Origin of the sequence: Kibdelosporangium persicum, assembly GCF_013280595.1 — a bacterium.
Taxonomy (GTDB): Bacteria; Actinomycetota; Actinomycetes; order Mycobacteriales; family Pseudonocardiaceae; genus Kibdelosporangium; species Kibdelosporangium persicum.
In genome coordinates, this window is sequence record NZ_JAAATY010000006.1 from 289,515 (window position 1) to 312,284 (window position 22,770).

Annotated in this window: 24 protein-coding genes and 1 pseudogene; 15 read left to right on the forward strand and 10 right to left on the reverse strand. The window is 67.5% G+C overall.

The window, feature by feature from the left end; genetic code table 11:
• The first annotated feature begins 38 nt into the window (after positions 1–38).
• A complete protein-coding gene (locus GC106_RS14145) occupies positions 39–653 on the forward strand; it encodes a TetR/AcrR family transcriptional regulator (protein ID WP_173129563.1) in 615 nt (204 codons plus the stop codon).
• Here the strand turns inward: GC106_RS14145 and GC106_RS14150 are convergent.
• The gene (locus GC106_RS14150) at positions 610–2,208 is read right to left on the reverse strand and encodes an SLC13 family permease (RefSeq protein WP_173129566.1); all 1,599 of its coding nucleotides are present in this window, start codon (positions 2,206–2,208) and stop codon (positions 610–612) included. The two genes, GC106_RS14145 and GC106_RS14150, sit on opposite strands and share 44 nt — an antisense overlap.
• 54 nt (positions 2,209–2,262) lie before the next feature.
• Between GC106_RS14150 and GC106_RS14155 the strand changes: the two genes are divergently transcribed.
• Positions 2,263–2,961 carry a hypothetical protein gene (locus tag GC106_RS14155; protein WP_173129570.1) on the forward strand — a complete coding sequence of 233 codons (699 nt, stop codon included), beginning with the start codon at positions 2,263–2,265 and terminating at the stop codon, positions 2,959–2,961.
• Positions 2,958–3,395 (forward strand): GNAT family N-acetyltransferase, encoded by a 438-nt coding sequence (locus tag GC106_RS14160; RefSeq protein WP_217280479.1) that lies wholly within the window; start codon positions 2,958–2,960, stop codon positions 3,393–3,395. The genes GC106_RS14155 and GC106_RS14160 overlap by 4 nt, the downstream gene beginning before the upstream one ends.
• On the opposite strand, the gene GC106_RS14165 is transcribed toward GC106_RS14160, so the two are convergent.
• On the reverse strand, positions 3,379–3,606 hold the full coding sequence (locus GC106_RS14165; RefSeq protein ID WP_173129573.1) for a DUF397 domain-containing protein: 228 nt from the start codon (positions 3,604–3,606) through the stop codon (positions 3,379–3,381). The genes GC106_RS14160 and GC106_RS14165 overlap by 17 nt on opposite strands.
• A gap of 32 nt (positions 3,607–3,638) precedes the next feature.
• A complete protein-coding gene (locus GC106_RS14170) occupies positions 3,639–4,472 on the reverse strand; it encodes a helix-turn-helix domain-containing protein (protein WP_173129576.1) in 834 nt (277 codons plus the stop codon).
• 52 nt (positions 4,473–4,524) lie between these two features.
• Between GC106_RS14170 and GC106_RS14175 the strand changes: the two genes are divergently transcribed.
• The 3 genes from GC106_RS14175 to GC106_RS14185 all read left to right on the forward strand — a co-directional run bounded on the left by GC106_RS14175 (position 4,525) and on the right by GC106_RS14185 (position 9,984).
• Positions 4,525–5,469: a helix-turn-helix domain-containing protein gene (locus tag GC106_RS14175; protein WP_173129578.1), complete on the forward strand. Its 945-nt coding sequence runs from the start codon at positions 4,525–4,527 to the stop codon at positions 5,467–5,469.
• A 201-nt stretch (positions 5,470–5,670) separates the two neighbouring features.
• Complete coding sequence (locus GC106_RS14180) at positions 5,671–8,772, forward strand: S8 family peptidase (RefSeq protein ID WP_173129581.1); 3,102 nt, start codon at positions 5,671–5,673, stop codon at positions 8,770–8,772.
• Positions 8,773–8,847: 75 nt separating this feature from the next.
• Entirely contained in the window at positions 8,848–9,984 is a 1,137-nt protein-coding gene (locus GC106_RS14185; protein ID WP_173129584.1) for an alpha/beta hydrolase, read from the forward strand.
• Here the strand turns inward: GC106_RS14185 and GC106_RS14190 are convergent.
• Entirely contained in the window at positions 9,974–10,360 is a 387-nt protein-coding gene (locus GC106_RS14190) for a PaaI family thioesterase (RefSeq protein ID WP_173129587.1), read from the reverse strand. The genes GC106_RS14185 and GC106_RS14190 overlap by 11 nt on opposite strands.
• Before the next feature lie 69 nt (positions 10,361–10,429).
• On the opposite strand from GC106_RS14190, the gene GC106_RS14195 reads away from it, so the two are divergent.
• Positions 10,430–10,864: a MarR family winged helix-turn-helix transcriptional regulator gene (locus tag GC106_RS14195; RefSeq protein WP_173129590.1), complete on the forward strand. Its 435-nt coding sequence runs from the start codon at positions 10,430–10,432 to the stop codon at positions 10,862–10,864.
• 10 nt (positions 10,865–10,874) lie between these two features.
• Complete coding sequence (locus GC106_RS14200; protein ID WP_173129593.1) at positions 10,875–11,255, forward strand: hypothetical protein; 381 nt, start codon at positions 10,875–10,877, stop codon at positions 11,253–11,255.
• A gap of 283 nt (positions 11,256–11,538) precedes the next feature.
• Here the strand turns inward: GC106_RS14200 and GC106_RS14205 are convergent, their stop codons facing one another.
• Positions 11,539–13,023: an MFS transporter gene (locus tag GC106_RS14205; RefSeq protein ID WP_173129596.1), complete on the reverse strand. Its 1,485-nt coding sequence runs from the start codon at positions 13,021–13,023 to the stop codon at positions 11,539–11,541.
• 147 nt (positions 13,024–13,170) lie between these two features.
• On the opposite strand from GC106_RS14205, the gene GC106_RS14210 reads away from it, so the two are divergent.
• Positions 13,171–13,803, forward strand: a complete 633-nt coding sequence (locus tag GC106_RS14210) for a hypothetical protein (RefSeq protein WP_173129599.1) — start codon at positions 13,171–13,173, stop codon at positions 13,801–13,803.
• Positions 13,804–13,809: 6 nt separating this feature from the next.
• On the opposite strand, the gene GC106_RS14215 is transcribed toward GC106_RS14210, so the two are convergent.
• Positions 13,810–14,829, reverse strand: coding sequence for a GDSL-type esterase/lipase family protein (locus tag GC106_RS14215; protein WP_173129601.1), 1,020 nt, complete (start codon positions 14,827–14,829; stop codon positions 13,810–13,812).
• 201 nt (positions 14,830–15,030) lie between these two features.
• On the opposite strand from GC106_RS14215, the gene GC106_RS14220 reads away from it, so the two are divergent.
• Positions 15,031–15,579, forward strand: a complete 549-nt coding sequence (locus GC106_RS14220; protein ID WP_173129604.1) for a DUF742 domain-containing protein — start codon at positions 15,031–15,033, stop codon at positions 15,577–15,579.
• A 233-nt stretch (positions 15,580–15,812) separates the two neighbouring features.
• Here GC106_RS14220 and GC106_RS14225 read toward each other — a convergent pair whose 3' ends face one another.
• Both GC106_RS14225 and GC106_RS14230 read right to left on the reverse strand, forming a co-directional pair.
• Positions 15,813–16,352 (reverse strand): hypothetical protein, encoded by a 540-nt coding sequence (locus tag GC106_RS14225; protein ID WP_173129606.1) that lies wholly within the window; start codon positions 16,350–16,352, stop codon positions 15,813–15,815.
• 1 nt (position 16,353) lies between these two features.
• The gene (locus GC106_RS14230) at positions 16,354–16,665 is read right to left on the reverse strand and encodes a nuclear transport factor 2 family protein (RefSeq protein WP_246365721.1); all 312 of its coding nucleotides are present in this window, start codon (positions 16,663–16,665) and stop codon (positions 16,354–16,356) included.
• 300 nt (positions 16,666–16,965) lie between these two features.
• On the opposite strand from GC106_RS14230, the gene GC106_RS14235 reads away from it, so the two are divergent.
• A complete protein-coding gene (locus tag GC106_RS14235) occupies positions 16,966–17,961 on the forward strand; it encodes a chymotrypsin family serine protease (protein WP_173129610.1) in 996 nt (331 codons plus the stop codon).
• Between the two features lie 144 nt (positions 17,962–18,105).
• Here the strand turns inward: GC106_RS14235 and GC106_RS14240 are convergent, their stop codons facing one another.
• Positions 18,106–18,507 (reverse strand): PGPGW domain-containing protein, encoded by a 402-nt coding sequence (locus tag GC106_RS14240; protein ID WP_312872642.1) that lies wholly within the window; start codon positions 18,505–18,507, stop codon positions 18,106–18,108.
• 118 nt (positions 18,508–18,625) lie between these two features.
• Positions 18,626–19,009: a YchJ family protein gene (locus tag GC106_RS14245; RefSeq protein ID WP_173129612.1), complete on the reverse strand. Its 384-nt coding sequence runs from the start codon at positions 19,007–19,009 to the stop codon at positions 18,626–18,628.
• Between the two features lie 110 nt (positions 19,010–19,119).
• Between GC106_RS14245 and GC106_RS14250 the strand changes: the two genes are divergently transcribed.
• The 4 genes and pseudogenes from GC106_RS14250 to GC106_RS14265 all read left to right on the forward strand — a co-directional run bounded on the left by GC106_RS14250 (position 19,120) and on the right by GC106_RS14265 (position 22,753).
• Positions 19,120–19,989, forward strand: coding sequence for a hypothetical protein (locus GC106_RS14250; RefSeq protein ID WP_173129614.1), 870 nt, complete (start codon positions 19,120–19,122; stop codon positions 19,987–19,989).
• 54 nt (positions 19,990–20,043) lie between these two features.
• Positions 20,044–20,418 carry a PH domain-containing protein gene (locus GC106_RS14255; protein WP_173129616.1) on the forward strand — a complete coding sequence of 125 codons (375 nt, stop codon included), beginning with the start codon at positions 20,044–20,046 and terminating at the stop codon, positions 20,416–20,418.
• A 37-nt stretch (positions 20,419–20,455) separates the two neighbouring features.
• Positions 20,456–21,487, forward strand: a pseudogene (locus tag GC106_RS14260) (LLM class flavin-dependent oxidoreductase).
• 57 nt (positions 21,488–21,544) lie between these two features.
• Positions 21,545–22,753, forward strand: a complete 1,209-nt coding sequence (locus tag GC106_RS14265) for a sugar efflux transporter (RefSeq protein WP_312872643.1) — start codon at positions 21,545–21,547, stop codon at positions 22,751–22,753.
• Positions 22,754–22,770 lie beyond the last annotated feature (17 nt).

Genomic DNA, 22,770 nt, shown 5'->3' on the forward strand with positions numbered 1-22,770 from the left:
GGCGGGGCCCGCCACTTAGCAAGTACGGAGAGGACGCCATGCCCGACCGCCAGCGCGCCGACGCCAGGCGCAACTACGCGCGCATCCTCGCCGTAGCCGAGGAGGAGGTCGCCGCGCACGGCGCCGCGGCGTCCCTGGAACAGATCGCCCGCACGGCAGGAGTCGGCTCGGCGACCGTGCGCCGGCATTTCCCCACCCGCCGCGCACTCCTGGAAGCGGTGTCACGGGAACGCATCGAGGCCCTCCGCGCGCGTGCCCACGACCTGACAGACAGCGACGACAGCCGGGGTGCGCTGCTGGAATGGCTGGATGACGTCGTCGCCTACTGCGTCGCCGCCCGGGGACTGGCGGCCGCGCTGTCCTTCGACGGCGACCCCGTGCACGAGAACTCCTGCGCGACGGCGCTGGAAGAGGCCGCCGATCCCTTGCTGCGCCGGGCAATACGGGACGGCGGCGTGACGACGGACGTGACCGTCAAGGAACTGATCACCCTGATCGTGGGAATCGTCCTGGCCACGGAGTCCTATCCCGACCCGGCGGCGCAGGCGAACCGGCTGTTCCGGCTGGCCGTGACGGGACTCGGCGGCCAGCCGGAACCCACCGGCGGTGCTAGGCGAGACCGAGCAGCGCCGCCATCAGCGGGAGTCCGATGAGGATCAGGATCGCGCCGAGCACGTCGAACGAGACGCCCGAACGGATCATGCGGGTGATCGAGACCGCGCCGGAGCCGTAGACCACGGCGTTCTGCGGGGTCGACACCGGCAGCATGAAGCCGAAGGACGCCGCGAAGGTCGCGGCCAGCGCCGGGATGAACGGATTCGCCCCGGCCGCGTCGGCGATTGAGATGATGATCGGGACGACGACCGAGGCCGACGCCGTGTTGCTCGTCGTCTCCGAGACCACGATGGCGAGAACCACGGCGAATATCGTGATCGTGACCGTGCTGCTCAGCCCGAGGGAGTTCGAGGCCGACTCGCCGAGGGTCTTCGCCAGGCCGGTGCTGCCGAGCAACGAGCCGAAGATGATGCCCGTGCCGAACAACAGGATCGTGCCCCAGTCGATCTCCGCGGCGTCCCGCCAGCGAAGCGTGAACTCACGCCGCGACCAGTCCGTGGGCAGCAGGTAGAGCAGCGACGCGCCGAGGACCGCGACGATCCCCTCGTTCAGCCTGCCGCTGACGTTGTCGTAGATCGCCGAGTCGTTGCCGAAGATCACCGCGATGATGCCGGGCGCGATCCAGAGCACGACCGTGATGCCGAAGGCGATCAGGGTGTTCTTCTCGGCGCGGGACAACGGGCCCATCTTGGCGCGTTCCTGGGCGATGTAGTCCTCGACGCCCTCGATCCGGCGGATCTCCGGGCGGTTGATCAACAGCAGGATCAGGCCGAGCACGACGAACATCGCCGCACAGATCGGCAGGGCCATCAGGAACCACTCGGCGAAGGAGATCCGCTGGCCGGTCGCCTGTTCGATCAGGCCGCGGCCGATCAGGTTGGGCGGGCTGCCGACCGGGGTCAGCAGTCCGCCGACGCTCGCGCCGTACGCCAGCATCAGCAGCAGGGCGGCACCGACGCGCAGCCGCAGCGGGTCGAAGTCCTGCTCGACGATTCCCCGTTCCTGCAGCAGTTTCGCGATGACCGCGAGGATGCCGAGCGCGGTCGGCAGGAGCATCGCCACGGTCGCGGTGTTCGACACGAAGGCCGACAGCACGCACGTGATGGCGCCGAACGCGAGGATCACGCCGAACGTCGAGCGGCCGACCCGGGGCAACGCGAGGATCCGGAAGGCGAACCGGCGGGCGATGCCGTGTTTCAGCATGGCCTGGGCGAGGATGAAGGCCCCGATGAAGGTGAAGATCGTCGACGAGCCGAACGGTTCGAGCGCGTCCTCCGCCGGAACGACCTGGAGGACCACGATCGCCGCGACGCCGATCAGGCCGCCGATCGGGATCGGCACGGCCTCGGTGATCCACAGGATGATGACGCCGAGCAGGATGCCCGCGAGCGTCTGCTGGTTACCGGCGAGGTCGAGCGGCAACGCCAGGAACACGATGGTGACGAGTGGCGCGAGCCAGAGACCGACCGTCCGCCGGGCCTTCTCGAAACGTTCCTCGGCCGGTGAGAGCTTCTGCTCACCGAGGCTGCGGTAGGTGGCGTGACCGAGCAACGCGCTGTCCACGTCCGTGCGATTTCGGGTTCGATCGTCCATGACCGTCTCCCTCCGCGCTGATTCGATGAAGAAAAGGGTGGCACAATCCGGCTCGTGGTCAATGTCGTCAAGGTGCTGGACCAGCAGTTGCGGACGGTCGACCCGCTGCGCGGCAAGGTGTTGTCCCTGGCGTTCGCCGAACATGTCCTCGACGTGTGCGCCGCGGAGCTGACACCTGAGCAACAGGACCTTTCGACGATCTATCTGCGGGCCGCGAAGGCGTTGTTCAGTGGCGAAGCGAGCATGACGGCACTCGCCGACGCCAGCGACGCGCACGCGAAGATCCGGGTGCACGGCAGCAGGCTCGCCGAGGAGATCATGTGGGTCGCGGTGCTGGCGGTGTCGGTGTGCTGGCAGCGTGACCTGGTCCGGGAAGGACTGAGCCGCGGCGAGTTGAAGAACCTCACGGTGCGGACGGTCGCGGCGGAGGCCCAGCAGGTGGTCCGGCTGTGCACCGGCGGGCAGGAAGCGACCTGGCAGTTGACGCACCTCGTGGCGACCGCCGAGAAGGTGGACCCGCAGGTGCTGATCAACCTGATGGACGAGGTCAGTGCCGAGCACGCGCAAGCCCTGGCGGTCGAGTACGCCCGGCACGCGCTGGAGGCACGTCCGAACCAGCCGTACTTCCAAGCCGTGCTGGACGATCCGGGCAGGCTGCCGTTGCCCGTGGTGGTGCGGCAGGCTCAGCACGCCGTCGGTGGCGATGAGGCGACCTGGCAGCTGATCAGGCTGATCGGTAGTTTGCCTCGGTGATCAGGCTCGCGGTGGAAGAGGACGTTTCCGGGATTCTCGGTTTGGCGGCGGAGGTCGAGGACTGGTTCGGGCCGATGGTGGCCGAACCCGGATTCCACCGGGCGGTCAGGACGCACATCGCCCGGTCGACGGCCCTGGTGGCCGAGGGAATCCTGGGCGGGCTGCTGTTCGACCCGAGTGCGCCGAACTATCACGTGGACTGGCTGGTCGTCTCGAAGAAGGCACGCGGTCAGGGGATCGGGCGTGCGCTGCTGGACGAGGCCGTGCGGCGCTTCGTCGTCGGCCCGGGGACGATCGAAGTGGTCACCTTCGGGCCGGACCATCCGGGCGCCGAGTCGCGCGAGTTCTACGAGCGACTCGGCTACACGGCCGGTCCGATGACCGAGCCGGGCCCGGAAGGCGGTTCGAGGCAGATCTTCAGGATTGACGTGTGATGAACGCACGCCACTGAGCGGCGCCGAACATCAGAGTGTGCACGGTGTTCTTGCTGTCACGGACACCGACAACGCCGGGGCCAAGGGCGACCTCAACGCAGTCACCGTTGTCGGCATCGCTGAACGAGCTCTTGCGCCACGCCACCTCGACGCAGTTGCCATTGTTGGCGCCGCTGAAACTGCTCTTCCTCCACGCACGGTTGAGCTCCACCGCAGCGTTCCTTCCTGCTTGCCCAGGTAGTACTAGGCAAGGGTAGCCAGGAAGTCCCGCGTGTCCTCAGCCGAAAGTGCCTGCTTGGTCAAAGATTCGAACGCAGCGGAGTACTTCGCTAGGTCGATTGGGCGCTCCAGGTATACAGCCCCATCATTGTGTTCGAGGTACACCAGGTTAGGCGCTGGTTCCTCCGGCAAGGTCAACATGTTGAAGGGTCCCCGCATCGCGGCATGCGGACCTGAATCGAACGTCAGCACCTGCAGGGACACGTTCGTGCGCTTCGACACCGCAGTCAGGTGGCTGATCTGCTTGTCCATGTCGCAGCCCTTCCTGCGGAGCACAGCCTCGTTCAGCACAATGCGCAGGCGCGGCTGCCGGTCCGCCAGGCGCCGCTGCCGCTCCAACCGGAAGGCGACCCCCTCCTCGTCGACTGATCCCCGCCTGGCCTGCTTGAGTGCGCGCTGGTAACCAGCCGTTTGCAAGATGCCAGGTACCAACTCCGAACAGTAGAGCCAGATCTCCTTCGCGTCGGCCTCGAAGCCCACGTAGGTCTCGAACCAGTCCGGCATCGTGTCCGAATAGGACGCCCACCAGCCGCGCTCGTTCGACTCGTCCGCCTGGCGCATCAGCATGTCCACCTCCGGCGCACCGACGTCGTAGAGCTGGCACAGGAACTTCACGTTGCGCGCCAGGATCGCCTGCCTGCCCGTCTCGATCCGGCTGATCGTCGGGCGCTTCACGCCGATGTAGGCCGCGGCCTCGTCCATCGTCCTGCCCGCTTCCACCCGCATCATTCGCAGTCTTTTTCCCAGCCGCCAGCGCCGGACCAATGAGCCGGGGCTCAGGTCTTCGGTGTCTTCCATGCCATTCATCCTGCCGCAATTCAGGTAAGTGTCCACAGTACACGATTAGGTGATGACAACCGCGCACGTACATCCACTAGTTTCTCCGTGCCCGGTTATCGACCGGCACCTCGCGCTGCGAGTCGAGATTCTCGGAATTGCGAATCTCATCTGCGGGATTTCCATTTATGCGAAAGAAAGAGTCATGGCAGGCATCACCCCGGAACCGAACTATTACGGCCGTCAACTGCAGCGCGAGCTCAAGAGGCTGCGCGAGGACAACCGGCTGACGCAGGAGGAGGCGGGCGAACGCGTCCGCATCGAGTTCAAGAAGCTCAGCCGGATCGAGCGGCGTCAGCTGCCCACGTACCACGAGCTCGTCATGCTGCTGGACGCGTACGGCGTGCTGAGCTGCGACTACGGCCCGTACCTCGAACTGTGGGAGCTTGCCAGGCAGCGCGCGTGGTGGCGGGATTTCCACCTCGAGGACACTCGGTACGTCCGCATGGAGGACGAGGCCGACGTCAAATACGAATTCCAGCTCGGCCACATTCCCACCCTGTTGCAGACCGAGGAGTACGCCCGCGCCACTCTCAGCATCAACAAGCGCACGGTCAAGAAGTTGACCGACCTGCGAATGCGTCAGCAGGAACGCCTCTGCACCGAACCACAACTCACGCTGCACGCATTGATTCACGAACCCGTGCTTCGCCAGGGCGTGAATCGCGCACAACGCGAGGCGCTGATCGATCGTGCGGAACTTCCCAATGTGACAATCCAGGTCGTACCGCAGCGCAATATCCTTCACGAAGGGCTGCACGGATCGGTCGTCCTGCTTTCCTTCGACGATCCGAACGAGCCGGACGCGGCCTTCAGCGAAAGCCTCGTCGGCCTCCAGGACACGCAGGACCTCGAGCGCACCGCGACGATCCGGCGTGCGCTCGACCACGTCAGCCAACTGGCCATGAGCCCGGAGGACACCCTGCTCCTGCTCAAGACGCCCCGGTTCGGGCACTGACCACCCGGCCGGCCAGGCGGACCAGTGGCAACTGGTGATGGCGAACCGACCAAGGCGGTGTGGTCCGCCCGGCTCTTGTGGACGGCTTGAACAGCGCAATACTGTCCGCGTACAAGTGATCACTTGGAGGCACTCGTGCGCGGTCGGTATCGCGGCCCTGCGGTTGGCGCCGTCGTTTTCTCTCTGACATCAGTGTTTCTGATGCCGACGGCGGCGTACGCCGAACCGCCCGGCGGGGCCGCCGAGGCGGTCACGCTGCTCAGCGGTGACCAGGTTTTCCTCGGCGCACAAGGAACTCCGCGGTACCTGAAGCCCGCGCCGGGCCGGGAACGGCAGAACTTCACCGTGTACCAGTCCAGGGGACACAGTTTTGTCGTTCCCGCCGATGCGATGCCGTTGCTGGCCAAGGGGGTTCTCGACGAGCGGCTGTTCGACGTCACCGAGCTGCGCGCCAGTGGGTACGGCAAGGGCGATGTGCCGGTGATCGTGAAATACCAAGCCGGGCAACGGCCGTTGACCGCGCAGGTCACCGCCGACCTGCCTGCCATCGACGCCGTCGCGCTCACCTCCACCGGAACAGACGTGTGGAGTACCGCGAAGTCCGGGGGACTCAGGAAGGTCTGGCTGGACGCCAAACGGACCGTGACCCTGGACCGCAGTGTTCCGCAGATCGGAGCACCGGCGGCGTGGCAGGCGGGCTACACCGGCAAAGGGGTCACGGTCGCGGTGCTCGACACCGGCGTCGACCAGACGCACCCGGACCTCGCGTCACGTGAAGTCGGCGAGAAGAACTTCACCAGGTCACCGGATGCCGTCGACCGCTACGGGCACGGCACGCACGTCGCCTCGATCGTCGCCGGAACGGGCGCGAAGTCGGGCGGCAGGTTCCGCGGGGTGGCGCCGGACGCCGCCATCCTGGACGTGAAAGTGCTCGCGGACAACGGGTTCGGCGCCGACTCCGCGATCATCGCGGGCATGCAGTGGGCCGCAGGGCAGGGCGCCGACGTGATCACCATGAGCCTCGGCGGATTCGACAGCCCCGAGGTCGATCCCCTCGAAGAGGCCGTGAACACGCTGTCGGCCAAGTACGGCACGCTGTTCGTGATCGCGGCGGGCAACTACGGTCCCGGCAGCGCCACGGTCACCTCGCCGGGCAGCGCGGACGCCGCCCTGACGGTCGGGGCCGTCGATCGTGAGAACGACATCGCCGAATTCTCCGGCCGTGGACCGCGTGAGGGCGGTGGCATGATCAAGCCGGACCTCACCGGTCCTGGCGTGGACATCGTGGCCGCACTGCACGCGGCCAAGCGGATCGGCGCCCCGGTCGTCGACGGATACACGGCGTTGTCGGGCACGTCGATGGCGACGCCGCACGCCGCCGGTGCGGCGGCTTTGCTTGTCCAGCAACATCCTGAGCTCACGGGCACGCAGCTCAAGGCGCGTCTGGTCGGTTCGAGCACGCCGACGGCCGGGCTGACGCCGTTCCAGCAGGGGGCGGGACGCGTGGATTCCGCCGCGGCGCTGAAGCAAACCGTGAGCGCCGAGCCGAGCAGCGCGAGTTTCGGTCAGCACCGCTGGCCGCACGCCGGCCGGCCCGCTGTCACCCAGGAGATCACGTACACCAACGACAGTCAGGCACCGATCACGCTTGACCTGCTGATGGAGACCAACGCGCCCGCCGAGCTGTTCTCGATCACGCCGTCCCAGCTGGTTGTTCCAGCCGGTGGCACGGCGACAGCTCTCGCCACGGCGGAGATCCGCAACGCCCCGGACGGCGGCCAGTTCGGTGGTGCCGTCGTGGCCACCGGTGGCGGGCAGCGTGTCCGGACCGCGATCGAGGTCGACCTCGAAGTCGAGAGCTACGACCTGACGCTCAACGCGATCGGCCGCAACGGTGCGCCCGCGGACTACGCGTCGGCATTCCTGATCAATGTGGACACCGGCGACCGGGTGTTCCCGAACTCCACCATGGAAGGCAGGCTCGAACAACGCCTTGCCAAGGGGCGGTACGTGCTGTCCGGCGCCATCCTCGGCGGTGATCCGTACACGCATGACGTGCTGAACTACCCGGACCTCACCATCTCCGGGCCGACCACGATCGATTTCGACGCGCGCCTCGGCAAACCGGTCTCGATCAAGCTGCCGGTCGACGGCGCGGAGCTGTCCTTGCTACAGGTCGGGTTCGAGCGAATCTCCGGACCGGAGCGGTACCAGGTGTCCAACTTGTCCTTCGGTGGCAGTGCCGACCACGTCGGACTTCAGCACTTGGGACCGGATTCCACCGAGGTACTCGGCCAGCTGAGTACAACATGGACTGTCCACAACGACACCTACGGCCTGGCCTGGTACACGAAGGGGCACACTCATTCCGGCATCGACAAGGAGATCAGGCACAGCGATCTGGCCACGGTGAAAGTCGATGTGGGGCCGTTGCGGTCCGGCGAGACCGCGACGATCGGCGTGACGTCCTCACCACACGACCGCGGTCACTGGGGCCTTGGCGCACTGACGAACTTCACACCTGGTCCACGCACTGAGTATTACGGTGGCGAGAACGCGGACTGGGCGCGCCGGATGAACGTGTTCGACGACAACGGCCACGGTGGCGGGCTCGACGGACCGCCGAGGTCGTACACGCCCGGCAAGACGTACACGGAACCGTTCTACTACGGCGTTTTCGGTCCGTCCTTCCCGGACAACAAACTCGATCCCTGGGTGCAGCAGCGGGGCGACTTGTTCGTGGCCAACGTCCCGCTCTTCGGCGACGGCGCGGGCAACGCCGGGTTCTCCGTGGCGGAGAACGCCTCCACCAAGCTGTACCGCGACGGCGCGTTGGTCTCCGAGAGCCCGGAAGCCGGGTACGTCCGGTCGGTGATTCCGCGGGGGTCTGCGAAGTACGAGCTCATCGCCGAGGCCACTCGAACCGGCCACACCACGTCCACGCACGTCTCGGCGTCGTGGACGTTCCAGTCAGACCACAGCACGGGCGTGTCCGCACTGCCGGTCTCGGCGATCCGCTACACGCCGAAGCTGGACGCGTCGGACAGGGCGAAGGCCGGGATCGTGTTCGCCGTCCCAGTTCACGTGCAGCCGCAGGCAGGCACCGGCTCCACGCCGCACCTCACGTCGACCGAGGTTTCCTACGACCGAGGGACGACGTGGGAGAAAGCCGCCTTGTTCGACGACTTCCTGCTGCTGTACCACCCCGCTGGTGCTCCCTCGGTGTCACTGCGCGCCAGCGCAGCCGATGACCAGGGCAACACCGTGCAGCAGACCATTCTCGACGCTTACCTGCTCGATTAGGTAATTGGAGTGAGCGGGTTCCCTCCCGCGCGGGAGGGAACCCGCCGCTTCTCCTGGCAGGTTGGCGTCATGGTGATGAAGCGACGAGCTCTGCTCGCCGGAGCCGGAGTGGCCTTGCTGGGTTCCGGTGTTCCGGCTGCGGCAGCCACGGCCGTGACCCCGGCTTTGGTTCCGCCGACCGGCCCGCATGACATCGGCCGGGTCGACCTGCACCTGGTTGATCGGACGCGATGTGATCCTTGGTTGCCGAAGCGGCCGTATCGCGAGTTGATGGTCAGCGTCTGGTATCCGGCCCGCACCGTGCGCCGCTGTCCCCTGGCCCGATACCAGTCCCCCTTGGTGGCCAAGGAGTACCAGCGCCTGACGCTGGCCAGCGTCCCTCGCAAGGTGCTGGACTGGTCAGGAATCCGGACGCACGCGCATCAGGGCGCGCCGGTGCTGCCGGGGCGGCGTCCGATGATCCTGTTCTCGCCCAAGCACTTGGAGATCCGGTCCTACGCCACTCTGCTGGTCGAGGAACTGGCCAGCCGGGGCTACGTCGTCGTGACCACCGAAGGCACCCATGAGGCGTTGGCGGTGGAGTTTCCTGGCGGACGGTTGGAGAAGATCAAGCCTGAGGCGACGCCTGACTTCGGCGATCCGGCTGACGTGCTGGACAAGCAGAAGCGCACGTTGCACAGCCGTGCCGACGACATGGCCTTCGTGCTCAAGAGGTTGCGGGCGCGGTTCGATGTGTCCACAGTGGGCGTTTTCGGGATGGTCGGCGGCGGCGTGGCCGGTCTGCACGCAGCCAGTCAGGGCATCGGCATCGACGCTGTCGCCGGAGTGCCGGAGGTGATCGGGCCGTGGGTGACGTCGGCGGGTTCCGTGCCGTTCCTGCAGTTCAGCGATACCGAAGCGCCGAACAACCATCGGGACAATCCGGCGTGGCAGGCGTTCTGGCCCCGGTTGACCGGCTGGAAACTCAACATCCAGCTCAACGGCTCGACGTGGGGTTCGTTCTGCGACTACCAGGCGCTTTACCCGTCGATCCGGGCAGGTTATCCCGCTTTCGACTACCGCGGCGAGCTCGGCAGCGTGCCGCCCGCGCGGTCGATCGCCGCCCAACGTGCCTACCTGACGGCCTTCTTCGACCTGCACCTTCGTGGCCGGGACAGTTCTCTGCTGCGTGGTCCGTCCGTGGAGCATCCGGACGTGAGCTTCATCGTCTGACGGCTGTCCCCTGGGCGACTGCGCACAGTTCGCCGTCCGAGTAGATCTCACACCGGCAGGTCGCCCTCGACTTGCTGGACTGCACGACCTTGGCCTCGGCCCGCAGCGTGGTTCCGTCGGCCGGGCGCACGTAGTCGATGGTGAACCCGGCGGTGAGCAGCGCGGGCCCGAGGACCGACCCCGCCGCGAAGGTCAGCGTGTTGTCGGCCGCGTACGACACGACTCCGCCGTGCAGATAGCCGTTCTGTTGACGCAGGTCGTCGCGTGCGTCGATTTCGATGACGGCCTCGCCGTCGCCGAAGGACACCAGCCGGGCACCGACCAACACGCTGAAGGGCTGCTGCGCCAGGCCCTTCCTGGCGTACTCGAAGTCCATCCCGATCTCCTCACTTCACTAGTGAAGTGAGGATGTGCCGGTGACGGTTCTTTGTCAAGATCTGAGGCCATGACGGACCAGCGGCTGTACTTCATGCTTCAACGGGCGGCGCATCAGGTCCGGGTCGCGGCCGACCGGCGCTGCCTGGGCGCGGCCGGCATCACCAGCGCGCAACTGGGCGCGTTGTTCGCCGTGCGGGAGCAGCCCGGCATCACCCAGCAGGAACTGGCGCACACGCTGGGCCAGCGTGAATCCGCGATCACCTCGATGGTCACCCGGCTGGTGGACGCCGGGCTGATCACCAAGCGGGCGCATCCCCGCCAGTACCGGGCGATTGCCCTCGACCTGACCTCCAGCGGCAAACAGGCGCTGGACCGTGTGCGCCCGGCGATCGACCAGTTCAACGACGAGATGCGGGCCGCGATCGGCACGGAGGCGTTCGCCGCGACCACGGAGGCACTGGCGCGGCTCGACCGGTGGTTCACCGGCAAAATCGCTGGGTAATACCCCGGCCATGACACGACGTGAGACCGTCGAGGCCGTCGGTGCCTTGACCGAGGCGCTGGAGACCACGGAACGCGCCCGCGGGCACCTGTACTCGTTCCACCAGCTCACGGGCAGCGCCGACATGAAGCTCGGGCGGGCCGTCGAGTTGCTGCGCGAGGCCGGGCACGTGGCACTGGCCGACCAGCTCGACCACGAGCTCGTCGGCCGCAACGTGCTGCCGGGCAGGTGGACGTACCAGATCGTCGAGGAGTACGACGACAGCTACTACCAGGTGTTCCGTGACCTCGAAAAGCTCGTCCGGAACAAGCTGCTCGACGGAGCCCGGCACATCTTCGAGGCCGAGATGAAGAAGGAGCGCACCACACCAGGCCACCCCGACCACGTGTGACCCCGGCGTGTCCACCATTCCGGCACCCCGAAAGCCACACTCCGACACCCCGAAAGCCACACTCCGGCACGGTGAAATTCCCCAGACGGCCGGGAAGCGCAACTCGACGTGCCGCAACGCGCATTTCAGGGTGCCGCAACGCGCATTTCAGGGTGCCGGAACGGGCATCTCGGGGTGCTGGAACGCGCAACTCGGGGTGCTGGAACGGGCTCGCCGGTCTTCCTGTGAGAACGCGGGAGCCGCTCTCCGCGGCGAGGCGGAGAGCGGCGTGGTGGCCAGGAGATCAAGCATTCACCAGGTCTTCGGGTTTTTCGGTCTTCTTGCGCAGCGCCACCATCCCCACGACGGCGAACACCACCACGATCGTCGCGCCGATACCGGCCACGGTGTGCAGGCCCGAGGTGAACGCGTCCCGTGCCACGCTGATCAGGCTCTCCGCCGCGGGGCCGGGCAGCTGGGCCGCGGCGTCCAGGGCACCGGCGAGGCTGTCGGGCGTGCCGGCCGGAACCTCGCCGCGGTACACGGCCGTGCCGATGCTGCCGAACACCGCGATCCCCATGGCGATCCCGAACTCCGCGCTGGTCTCGGACATCGCCGACGCGGCACCGGCCTTCTGCGGCGGGACCGAACCGACCACCATCTCGGTGCACAGCACGCCCTGCGGGCCCATCCCGAAACCGGCCACCGACAGGCCGATCACGACGGCGAACAGTCCGCCCGGGCCCTCGGCCTGCGTGAACAGCAGGATGCCACCGGCGGCGACGAGCGTTCCGAAGCCCAGCACGAACTCCGGGCGGTACCGCTGCGCCAGCTTCGGCGCGACGAGCGAGCCGATCACCACCGCGAACGCCTGCGGGACGAGCCACAATCCGGCCTCGGCGGCGGTCAGCCCGGCGACCATCTGCAGGTACTGGCTCAGCAGCAGGAACAGCCCGCCCATGGTGGTCGCGCCGACCAGCATGATGCTCAACGCCGCGCTGAACTTGCGGACCTTGAACAGCGACAGGTCCAGCATCGGCGCGGCCAGCGTGCGCTGACGTCGCACGAACACCGTGCCGACCAGCAGACCGGCGACCAGCACCACCACGTTGGTCAGGCCGAGGCCGTCCTTCGCGATCTCCTTCAGGCCGTAGATGACCGGCAGGATCGCACCGAGCGACAGAGCGACGCTGGCCAGGTCGAGTTTGCCCGCGTCGGCGTCCTTGTACTCCGGCAGCAGCTTAGGCGCAGACACCAGCAGCAGCACCATCACCGGGACGGCCATCAGGAACACCGTGCCCCAGTGGAAGTTCTCCAGCAGCACACCGCCGACGACCGGGCCGATCACCATGCCGCCCATGAAGCAGCTCATCCACACCGCGATCGCCGTGCCGCGCTGCTTGGCGTCCTGGAACATGTTGCTGATCAGCGCCAGGGTGGACGGCATCAGCGTGGCACCCGCGATGCCGAGGCCCGCCCGTGCGGCGATCAGCATCTGTGGGCTGGTGGCGAACGCGGCCGCGATGGACGCGACCCCGAACGCCGCGCCGCCGATCATCAGGAGTTTTCGCCTGCCGATCCGGTCGCCGACGGTGCCCATCGTGACCAGGAACCCGGCGATCAGGAACCCGTAGATGTCGATGATCCACAACAGCTCGGTGCTGCTCGGCCGCAGATCGGCGGCCAGGTGCGGGACCGCGAGGTGCAGCACGCTCATGTCCAGCGCCAGCAACAGCGTCGGCAGCGCGAGAACCGCCAGCCCCAGCCACTCACGTCGTCCTGCCCTCATCGTTCTCTCTCCCTCTGCCCGGTGGGTACCTTCACCTCCTCGTCGATCCACACCGGCGTGGATCGACATCACCGGGCAAAAAGATTGAGCGGAATTCTTCCCGGGAACCCGGAGCGCACCGGAACCGGACGACGGCAAGGAGTCGACATGCGGGCCGCACGCAGCACGATCATCGCCCTGGTGGCCGGATTCGGCCTGGTCACAGCGGCATGCAGCGGAAACGGCCAGCAGTCCACGCCGCCCGCCACAACGACGCCGACCACGACCGGATCGGCCGCGCCGGACCCGCAGAAGGTCGGCTTCGCGAATGACCTGTGCGGCGCCGTCGCGAAGTTCATCGTGCCCGCGGCGGGCTACCGGCCTGACACCAGCAGCCCGGCGGCGGCGGTGAACTCCCTCAAGACCCAGTTGACGACGCTGTCCAACGGCCTGACCGAGGCGACCCAGGACCTCAACGACGTCGACACGGCCGGCGTCCCGGACGGGCAGGCGGCGGTCGACGACCTGAAGACCACCTTCGGGCAGATGAAGCAGAGCGTCGACAGGTCGAAGGCCAGGCTGGACGCGACCGACGTGAACAACCAGCAGGCCGTCGCGGCGGCGGTGCAGGACGTCACCAAGGAGATGAGTTCGCTCGGGTCGGTGAAGAACCCGCTGGACCAGCCCGCGTTGAACTCGGCCGAGATGCAGGCCGCGGCCGAGCGTGCCGACGAGTGCCAGAAGATCCAGCAGGTCATCGCCGGCCGCTCGACCGGGTCGGTCACGGCGACCACCCGGTGATGGCCGTCAGGTGACGGCGTTCAGGTTGCCGTCACTGCCGATGACGCACCGCGCGGAGTTCGCGCCGCTGAGCACGAACTGAGTGACGCACCTGCCGAGTTGTGCGTGCGCGGCGGCGTTCGGGTGGAAGGATTCCTGCGCCAGGTGCAGCCCGATCGCGTCGAGTCCGCCGGTCACGAGGGCCCACGGGTCCACGGTGATCCGCCGCTGCCACTCGCCGGACGGGTTGCCGCCGCCACTGCACGCCTCATGGCCTTCGGTCGCACGGGACAAGTCCAGAAACCGGACCCCGGCGCGGCTGGCGACGCCTCGCAGCGCCGCGTTGAACTGCGGCACAGCCTCGGTCCGGCCGTACCTGGCGTCCGGCAACTTGAACGGACAGCCCTGCGGGCCGTGCAGGATCGGGTCCATCTTCTCGGTGAGCGGCGACGCATAGGAGGTCAGCACCAGGGCGTACGCGGAATCCGCGTACCCGGCCTGCCTCATCGCGGTGCGCACGTCGGCCAACGCGGCTTCGACCCGTGGCGCCATCGCGGCCAGCCGCTGCGGCCACTGCTGGCGCAGCTTCGGGGCGCATCCGGCGCTGAGCGGGTTGAACCACTCCCTGATGCAGTCGACCATCGTGTCGGCGAACGCCGGTTCGTCGTTCGCGCCGACCTGGACGATCACCATGGTCACGCGGTTGGCCGTGGCGATGTCGATCAGGCGCTTGGCCTGCGACCCTTCCGTGTAGTGGGTGGTGTCGGCCAGCGAGACGTTGGCCGAGTCCGCACCCGAGCACGCGAGGTTGAACGTGCGCTGGGCGAGCTGGGTGCGGTGGATCATCGAGCGGGTCGACCGGTGGCACCAGTTGCCGTTCTCCCCGCGGGTTCCGGGTTCGTAGTCGCCGGCGCCCTCGCCGGACATCGCACTGTCCCCCAGGGACACGACCGCCGTCGGCCGGGTGTCGGCCGCGGCCTGCGTGGGCATCAGCAGCGCGCCCACCAACGCGGATACAAGACCGATTTTCCACCTGTGTAACGGCATCCGTTCACGGTACGAGCCGGGCGGACGCGGCTCGATCAGCCGAACGGGTCTTGGGTGGACGGTGATCCACTGCTACCGTGCGAGTGACAAACTAACCAACTACGTCAGCCAAACGAAAACCCAGATGAACCATTGCGTCACAATCTGAAACCAACTTAAACTCACACCCTCGTTTGACCAACGCGGGTGGTGAATTCCGTCATGAGCGACGACCGTCAGCTCAACGGACTGTCCTTCGAAGGATGGGGCGACTACCGACCTGGGGCCGACCATGACTTCCAACTGCACTCGCCAGTGGAGAAAGTCGCTGTGCACCAGCAAGAACAGCCTTCGACCCAGCCCTACCTGGAACCCGTGACCCCGGCACAGGACGACGAACCCGACTTCGAGGCCTTCGAGGCCGGGGACGCCGAGCCCCGCAGACTGGTACGCCCGTACACCCGCACAGGCGGCCGAACGCGTCCAGTGCACTCACTCGAACTCGAGACGCTGCTGTCGTATTCACCCGGATGGCCGGTAGACCTCGCTACTCTCCGTGCTGACCACCGGGCGATCTGCCTGGCCTGCCAGACCCCGCAGTCCACCGCCGAACTGGCCGTCCACCTTGGACTCCCGCTCGGCGCGGCCAGGGTGCTGATCGCCGACGTGGTCGAGCTGGGCCTGATCCAGGTCCACGAACTCGAACTCGTGGACAGCCGGCCGTCGATGGACCTGCTCGAACGCGTCCACGCCGGACTGCTCCGGCTCTGACGCCCACCTCGTCCCTCCACAGTGGACTCGCGGGCGGTTCGCCACGGCCAGATCCCGTCCTTCGCCGCCTCCCACCAGGTCCGAGGTCGAGCGGGTGACGGGCCGGATCTCGCCCACTCGCGAGCGTGCTGAACCCCGCACCTCCGCCAGCGCCCGGAAGCAACCGCACCCCATGCACCGGACCTGCTGCCCGCAGGCGGGACCAACGTACCAAGAGGGTCCGGCAGAACCGCTCAGAACCGCAGGGCCAGCACGGACACCGCCGCGGGCACCGCGAAGTTCAGCAGCAGGATCGGGATCTCCTCGCCGACGCCGTAGCCCGCGACGATCACCCCGACCAGGAGGTTGGCCAGGCAGAACAGGAACCACAGCGGCATGAAGACCAGCGCCGCCGTGCCGCTCGGTTTCGCCGTCAGCAGGCCGCTCAACACGCGGATGGCCGCCCACAGCAGCACACCCGCGCCGAGCACGAACGCGGTCCGTCCACTGAGGATCAGCGGGCCGCCTGCCCACCACCGCGCGCTGGCCAGCCAGCCGACGCCCGCGACGGCCGCGGGAATGCCGAAGACCGCCGCCATCACCGCGGCCTCCTCGCCGATCTTGTACCCGGCCGCGAACACGCCGACCGCGGCGTTCACCGTGGCGACCGCGTACCACAGCGGCCAGAACACGATCGCCGCGATCGCACCGACCGGCGCCGTGAACAAGGCGACCAGCACGAACAGCGAGACGTACAGCAGGACCCCGGCGAGCAGGAAACGAGGCAGGCGCACGTCAGGCCCGGATGGTCATCCGGGCGACCTTGTCCCCCTCGACCCGGAAGGAGAAGTGACTCGGGCCGTGGAAGCCGTCGCCGCCGACCTGCGCGGTGACCACCGTCTCGCCGTCCCGCTCGTCGACCTCGGTCACGTCGAGACTGACCTTCTTTCCGATGAACTCGTTGTCGCTCCACTCGGTGATCCGCTGGGCGCCGCGGAACTCGCGCCCCCAGTCGTCCACCACACCGTCCTCGGTGAAGCACGCCAGGAACGCGGCGAGGTCGTTCTTGTTGGCGGCGTCGATCGCCGCGCGCACAACTGGATCCATGGTCACGCGTGACAGCATGAACCCTGGCGGCGCGGCACGCATCCCGGGTGGCGCCGTTTCGCCTCGCGTGAACTCGCCGAATGCGGGCGATAAGAATTCTGTCCACTCGTGTCGATTGTCACCGCGACACCAATTCTGCCAGTATGGGAAGGTATTGCCACTCGTCAACCCCTGCAGGCGAGGTGTACTTCCATGCGCGTTGGAATCGTTCTGACGATCGCGTTGACCGCTTCTCTCACAATAAGCGGACTTAGTTCGTATGCCAGTCAAACTAACTGGACTGAGGGCGAGCTCAAGTCGTTGAACCAACGGCCGTTGGTCACCGCGGCCGAAGTGCTGCGCGGCGCGGCCGCCGACCATCCCGGTTTCGCCGGAATCACTTTGGCGGACAAGGAGGTCATGCTCTGGTGGAAGGGCGGCGTACCCCGCTCGATCAGCGAGGTCGTGCGGCGGGCGTCGGTCCAGGCGCCGGTCCGCGTGGCACCGGCCGCCCATTCCCAACGGGAGCTGACCGCGGCCGCGAAAAAGCTCGAAACATGGCGCAAGGAACATCCCGAGTCCGGCGTTTACGGCGTCAAAAACCCGGGCGACGGCAGCGGACTCGTCCTCGCCGCATATCCCGGGGTGCTGACGAACTCGGCGGCGATCCCGTCCGAAGTGCCGATCCGGGTCGTGCACGAGGAACCGATGACGACGAAGTCCCGGAAGGACGACGCGCCGCCGTGGAAAGGCGGAGCGGGCATCTGGAACCAGACCAACAGCACGATCTGCACCTCCGGATTCGGAGTGCGCAACGGCTCGGGCGCGCGGTTCGTGCTGTCGGCCGAGCACTGCGGGCAGAGCGGCCACCGGATCGCCGACCGCACCGGGCAGTTCATCGGCAACGTCGGCTCGACACGCGACGACCACGACATCTCGGTGATCCCGACGTCCAGTTCGACCAACCAGATGTACGTCGGCAACGGCGACAGCAACTCGACGGTGACCGTGACCAACTGGGGTCACGTGTTCGTCGGCCAGATGCTCTGCCAGTCCGGCGTGACCAGCGCGGAGCAGACCGGCGGCCCGGTCTGCAACCTGAAGGTGATCTTCTTCTGGCAGGACGCCGAGGACCTCGTCGAGGCCGAGCAGACGCAGGGCCAGCCAGCCGCCCGCGGCGGTGACAGCGGCGGATCGGTCTACTCGCACACGTCCGGCGGCGTGATCGCCAACGGCACCGTCACCCGCGCGGCCGGAGCACGCCTCGGCTTCCAGGACTTCGCCACCGCGAACCGGGACTTCGGGATCTTCATCTAGGCGCGTGTCCACCGGCTCCGGCATGGCGAGGTGAGCTGGCGAGCGGCGCAGCGAACTCGCGGTGCCGCACAGTGCAACTCAGGGTGCCGGAGTGGTGGACACGGGGTGTCGGAAAGGTGGACACGGGAGGAGGGGCCCTGGGTGCTACCTGGGGCTCTTCCTTTTCGCCTGGACCTTGCGGTAGCTCCAGCCGAGCAGGACGAACAGCACGATCCCGGACAGGATCAGGCTCGATCCCGTGCTCCAGCCGCTGAGCGGCAGTGCGTCGACCGTGCCCCAGACGATGCCCGCCGCGATCAACGACAGGCCGGCCAGCACCGACCAGGCGATCCGCAACGGCGTCGACACGCTGTCCTCGGCCGCCTTCATCGCTCGGTCACGGACCGGGTCGACGTACTTCTCCAGCGTGGGGAACTCCCCCGCCAGGATCAGCAGCCCGGCCAGCACGAGCAACAGGCCCGGTCCCGGCAACACCAGGAGCGCCGCGCCCACGAGCACAAGCGCGCCCCCGACGATCGTCAAGGTCACCCGTTTCACCGCTGCCACGCCACGATTCTCCTATCCGCGGCGCGGATCCGCATGCTGGATTACCGCGTTTCCCACGCCATTCGAAGGTAGTCGATTTCGAATAACGTGGAGCCGCAATTGACGCTTCAGCCTGGGATCACTCTGCCGCCACATAAACCCATTGCCCGTTCTCACGGGAGAAGGTGCTGTTCTCGTGCATGACGTCCGCACGGCCGTTCGTCTGGTAGTGCGCGTGGAACTCGACCGTGCCGACCTTGTGGAACGGGCTGCCGCCGGTCGTGCCAACAATCTCCAGGCGCGTCCAGCGCAGCGCCGGATCGAACGCGACCGTCTTGGGGCGTGTGGTCGAGTGCCACGTCCTGAGCAGATAGTCCTTGTCTCCGACGGCGTACGCGCTGAAGCGGGACCGCATCAGTTGTTCAGCCGTGCTCGCCGTCGCCTTTCCACGGTGCAACACGCCGCAACAGTCGTCGTAGGACTTGCCTGGATCACACGGGCACGATGCTGGCACGCCCGACATGCTAGTACGAATGGCGGTTGCCTCTGGGCAAGGCCACGGGCATTCTGAAATGTTCCGCATGGGGCGGACCCGGCCGACCGGCCGGCATCCACCGGGCGGAGGCGAAAAACTTGGCCGACGAGGACCGATACCTCGCACACCTCTGCGGACTGGCGGACAACCCGAATCTGCCGGAGCACCTGCTGGACAAACTGGTCGCGGTGACCAGCGGTGAACTCGACGCCGGAGAGGACCTGTTCGGCGTGCCCAGAACCGAGGTACCCGAGATGGCCGACGCGCCGGCCATCGAGTCGACCGGCGAGGTGCTGGCCCGCCGGACCGACCTGCCCGAGTGGGTCTACCACCAGCTCGCGACCGACAAACGGCTCTGGGTCCGGCTGTACCTGGCCCGCAACCCGGCCGTCCCGGAAGGTCTGCTGTGGACACTCGCGGACGACCGCGCCGTCCGTCCCGAACTGGCCTGGAACCCGGTCGTGCCGGTCGAACTGCTGGCCGAGATCGCCACCACGGCCGACCTGCCCCCGGTCCTGTTGCCCCGCGTCGCGGCGGCGAACCCGGCGGAACTGCGCAGCCTCGCCGCGTCCCCGTCCTGGCAGGTGCGTGCCTTGGTCGGGCTGCACGACAACCTGCCCCGTGACGTGGTCGACCGGCTCATCGCCGACCCCGACCTGCCCGTGGTGCAGGCGCTCGTCGCCGCCAAGAACCCCCGCTGCTCCCCCGCGCTGCTGCACTCGCTCGCCCGGCGGGCCGAGGCCGTGTGCCCGCAGATCGCCCAACACCCGAACACCGACGCCGACACGTTGATGCTGTGCCTCCGGGTTCCGGCCGCCCGCCGGCACGCCGCCCGGCACCCGAACCTCCCCCCGGACGTCGCCACCGGACTGCTGGACGACCCGGACCTGCTCGTGGCGGAGGCCGCGGCCGCGAACCCCGCCCTGCCCCGCAAGATCATGGAGGCCGTACTGGCCGAATGCCTTTGATCCGCTCGTCAGGCCGTCCGCGCGGCCGAAGGCGTGATCGCTAGGCTGTGCGCAGTGATCGACTTTCAGAAGAACGCCGTCTTCAAGCTCACCCCGGCCCGGGTGGAGAACGTCGGGCCCGAGGTCGCGCCGCTCATCATCCCCGGTGAGCAGATCGTCCTGGCCTTCAAGACCGTCCGGGACTTCGTGGTGTTCACGACCAAACGGCTGATCGCCGTGAACGTCCAGGGCATGACCGGCAAGAAACGTGACTTCACCTCCCTGCCGTACAGCAAGATCCAGGCGTTCTCGATCGAGACGGCCGGCACCTTCGACCTGGACGCCGAACTTGACCTGTGGTTCAGCGGGCTGGGCATGGTCCGCCTGGAGTTCCGGGGCGGCGCCGACATCCGGCAGATCGGCCACCTGGTCGCGACCCACGCGCTGTGACGGGAATAGTCACCTGATTTGACTTGTTGCGGCGGCCATGGAGCTTGGCATCTACAGTTTCGGCGACCGCACGCCCGACCCGGTCACCGGCGAGCAGGTCTCGGTCGCCGACACGCTCGCGCAGACCCTTGAACGGATCAAGCTGGCCGAGCAGGTCGGGCTGTCGTTCTACGGTCTCGGCGAGCACCACCTCGACAAGTACGCCATCTCCAATCCGGGCACCGTGCTCGCCGCGGCCGCGAGCATCACCGAGACGATCACGCTTTCCAGCGCTGTGACCGTGCTGAGCACCGAGGATCCGGTGCGGGTCTACCAGCAGTTCACCACGCTGGACCAGCTCAGCCGGGGACGTGCCGAACTGCTCGCCGGGCGCGGGTCGTTCACCGAGTCGTTCCCGCTGTTCGGCGCGAGCCTGGAGGACTAGGACGAGCTCTTCGAGGAGAAGCTCGCCCTGCTGCTGCACCTGGACCGTGAGGACCCAATCACGTGGGAGGGCAGGTTCCGGGCGCCGCTGGACAACGTCCGGGTGCTGCCCCGGCCGTACCACCGCAGGCTGCGGATCTCCGTCGGCACGGGCGGCAACCCCGAGTCGTCCGTCCGGACCGGGCTGCTGGGGCTTCCTGTCGTCTACGCGGTCATCGGCGGCCAGCCCGAGCGGTTCAAGCCGTTGGTCGACCTGTACCGCCGGGCGGGCGAGGCCGGTGAGCACGCGCCGGAGGACCTGCACGTCACCATGGGCGGTGTCGGGCTGATCGCGAAGAACTCGCAGGACGCCAAGGAGACGTTCTTCCCGTACTGGATGGAGACCATGCGGTACGGGTCCGAAGCGCGCGGCTGGCCGCTGCCGACCCGCGCGCACTACGACGAGTACACGCGCGACGCCAACTCGCTGCTGGTGGGCAGTCCGCAGGAGATCGCCGACCGGTTGATCACCGTCGGCAAGCTCGTCGGCGCCGACCGGTACGCCATGCAGATGGACTGGTCGGGCGTGCCGCATCCGGTTGTGATGAACGCCATCGAACTACTCGGCACCGAGGTGCTTCCCCAGGTGCGCAAGGAATTCAGCTGAGGACGGACGGCGGAAAAGGTTTGGACCAGTCGGCGCCCGGCGGGTGAGGATGATCGGGTGACTACCGCGAGCGCCGTCCGACCCTCGCTCAACATCCGATCCCTCCTCCCCCTCGCCTCGGTCAGCCTGTTCGTCGGCACCGCCATGTCGCTGAGCATGCCGTTCATGGCGCTGTTCATCACCGACGAGCTACGCGCCGGCCCTGCCGCACTCGGCGTCTTCATGTTCGCGTCGCCCATGGCCGGACTCGTCATCGGCACGCTGCTCGGGCGGTGGTCCGACTCCCGGGCGATCCGGCGCAACCTGCTCGTCGCCGGTGGAGCGGCCGGGACGGCCGGCTTCGCGGTCTTCACGGTCGTCCGCGAGTACTGGCTGCTGCTGATCGTCTCGATCACGTTGCTGGCCATCGCCGGATCGGTGCTCTCGCAGATGTTCGCCTACGCGCACCAGTTCATGGAACGCACGAACGCCGGAAAAGCACCTTTCGCCGTCAGCATCCTGCGGACGGTGCTCTCGCTGGCCTGGGTCGGCGGTCCGCCCCTGGGCGCGGTGATCGTGTCCAAGGCCAGCTTCGAAGGGCTGTTCATCGCCTCGGCCGCGTTCTACCTGGCCGTGGCGTTGGTGACGGTCCGGCTGCCCGAACTGGGCGTGACGCACACGGCCACGGAGGACAACATCGAGCGCGGAGCGCTGCGCCGTCAGATGAGCCTGGCGATCGTCGGGTTCGTTCTGCTGCAAGGCGGTTCCGCGTTGGGGGTGAACGCGATGCCGTTGTTCATCACCGACGTGCTGCACGGCTCGCCCGGTGACGCCGGGCTCGTGCTGGGCCTGTGCGCGGCGCTGGAGATCCCGTTGATCCTGTGGTTCGGCACGCTGGCCACCAAGTACGACCAGCACCTGATCATCCTGCTCGGCGCGTCGGTCGCGCTGGCGTACCAGGGCATCATGCTGGCCACCACCGCGGTCTGGCAGATCGCCGCGGCACAGGTGCTCAGCGCCATCGTGATCTCCGCGGTGATGGGCGTCGGCATCACGTACTTCCAGTCCCTGGCACCGGACCGGCCCGGGTTCGCCTCCACCATGTACGGCAACACGCTCACGCTCGGCGTCATGGTCGCCGGACCGTTGCTCGGTGTCGCGCAGGAGTTCGGCTACCGAACGGCGTACGCGATGGCGCTCGGCCTGTCGATCCTCGGCATCATCGCGCTGTTGCTCGGCCGGACGCGCGTGAGGCCACGTTCAGCTGTCGCACCAACGGTTCGGTGAAGCAGAATTTCCCTCGT

Coding starts and splice junctions, on each gene's coding strand:
- GC106_RS14145 (WP_173129563.1), top strand. CDS start 39: ATGCCCGACCGCCAGCGCGCCGACGCCAGGCGCAACTACGCGCGCATC.
- GC106_RS14150 (WP_173129566.1), bottom strand. CDS start 2,208: ATGGACGATCGAACCCGAAATCGCACGGACGTGGACAGCGCGTTGCTC.
- GC106_RS14170 (WP_173129576.1), bottom strand. CDS start 4,472: ATGGAAGACACCGAAGACCTGAGCCCCGGCTCATTGGTCCGGCGCTGG.
- GC106_RS14175 (WP_173129578.1), top strand. CDS start 4,525: ATGACAACCGCGCACGTACATCCACTAGTTTCTCCGTGCCCGGTTATC.
- GC106_RS14180 (WP_173129581.1), top strand. CDS start 5,671: ATGCCGACGGCGGCGTACGCCGAACCGCCCGGCGGGGCCGCCGAGGCG.
- GC106_RS14185 (WP_173129584.1), top strand. CDS start 8,848: ATGAAGCGACGAGCTCTGCTCGCCGGAGCCGGAGTGGCCTTGCTGGGT.
- GC106_RS14190 (WP_173129587.1), bottom strand. CDS start 10,360: ATGGACTTCGAGTACGCCAGGAAGGGCCTGGCGCAGCAGCCCTTCAGC.
- GC106_RS14195 (WP_173129590.1), top strand. CDS start 10,430: ATGACGGACCAGCGGCTGTACTTCATGCTTCAACGGGCGGCGCATCAG.
- GC106_RS14200 (WP_173129593.1), top strand. CDS start 10,875: ATGACACGACGTGAGACCGTCGAGGCCGTCGGTGCCTTGACCGAGGCG.
- GC106_RS14205 (WP_173129596.1), bottom strand. CDS start 13,023: ATGAGGGCAGGACGACGTGAGTGGCTGGGGCTGGCGGTTCTCGCGCTG.
- GC106_RS14210 (WP_173129599.1), top strand. CDS start 13,171: ATGCGGGCCGCACGCAGCACGATCATCGCCCTGGTGGCCGGATTCGGC.
- GC106_RS14215 (WP_173129601.1), bottom strand. CDS start 14,829: ATGCCGTTACACAGGTGGAAAATCGGTCTTGTATCCGCGTTGGTGGGC.
- GC106_RS14220 (WP_173129604.1), top strand. CDS start 15,031: ATGAGCGACGACCGTCAGCTCAACGGACTGTCCTTCGAAGGATGGGGC.
- GC106_RS14230 (WP_246365721.1), bottom strand. CDS start 16,665: ATGGATCCAGTTGTGCGCGCGGCGATCGACGCCGCCAACAAGAACGAC.
- GC106_RS14245 (WP_173129612.1), bottom strand. CDS start 19,009: ATGTCGGGCGTGCCAGCATCGTGCCCGTGTGATCCAGGCAAGTCCTAC.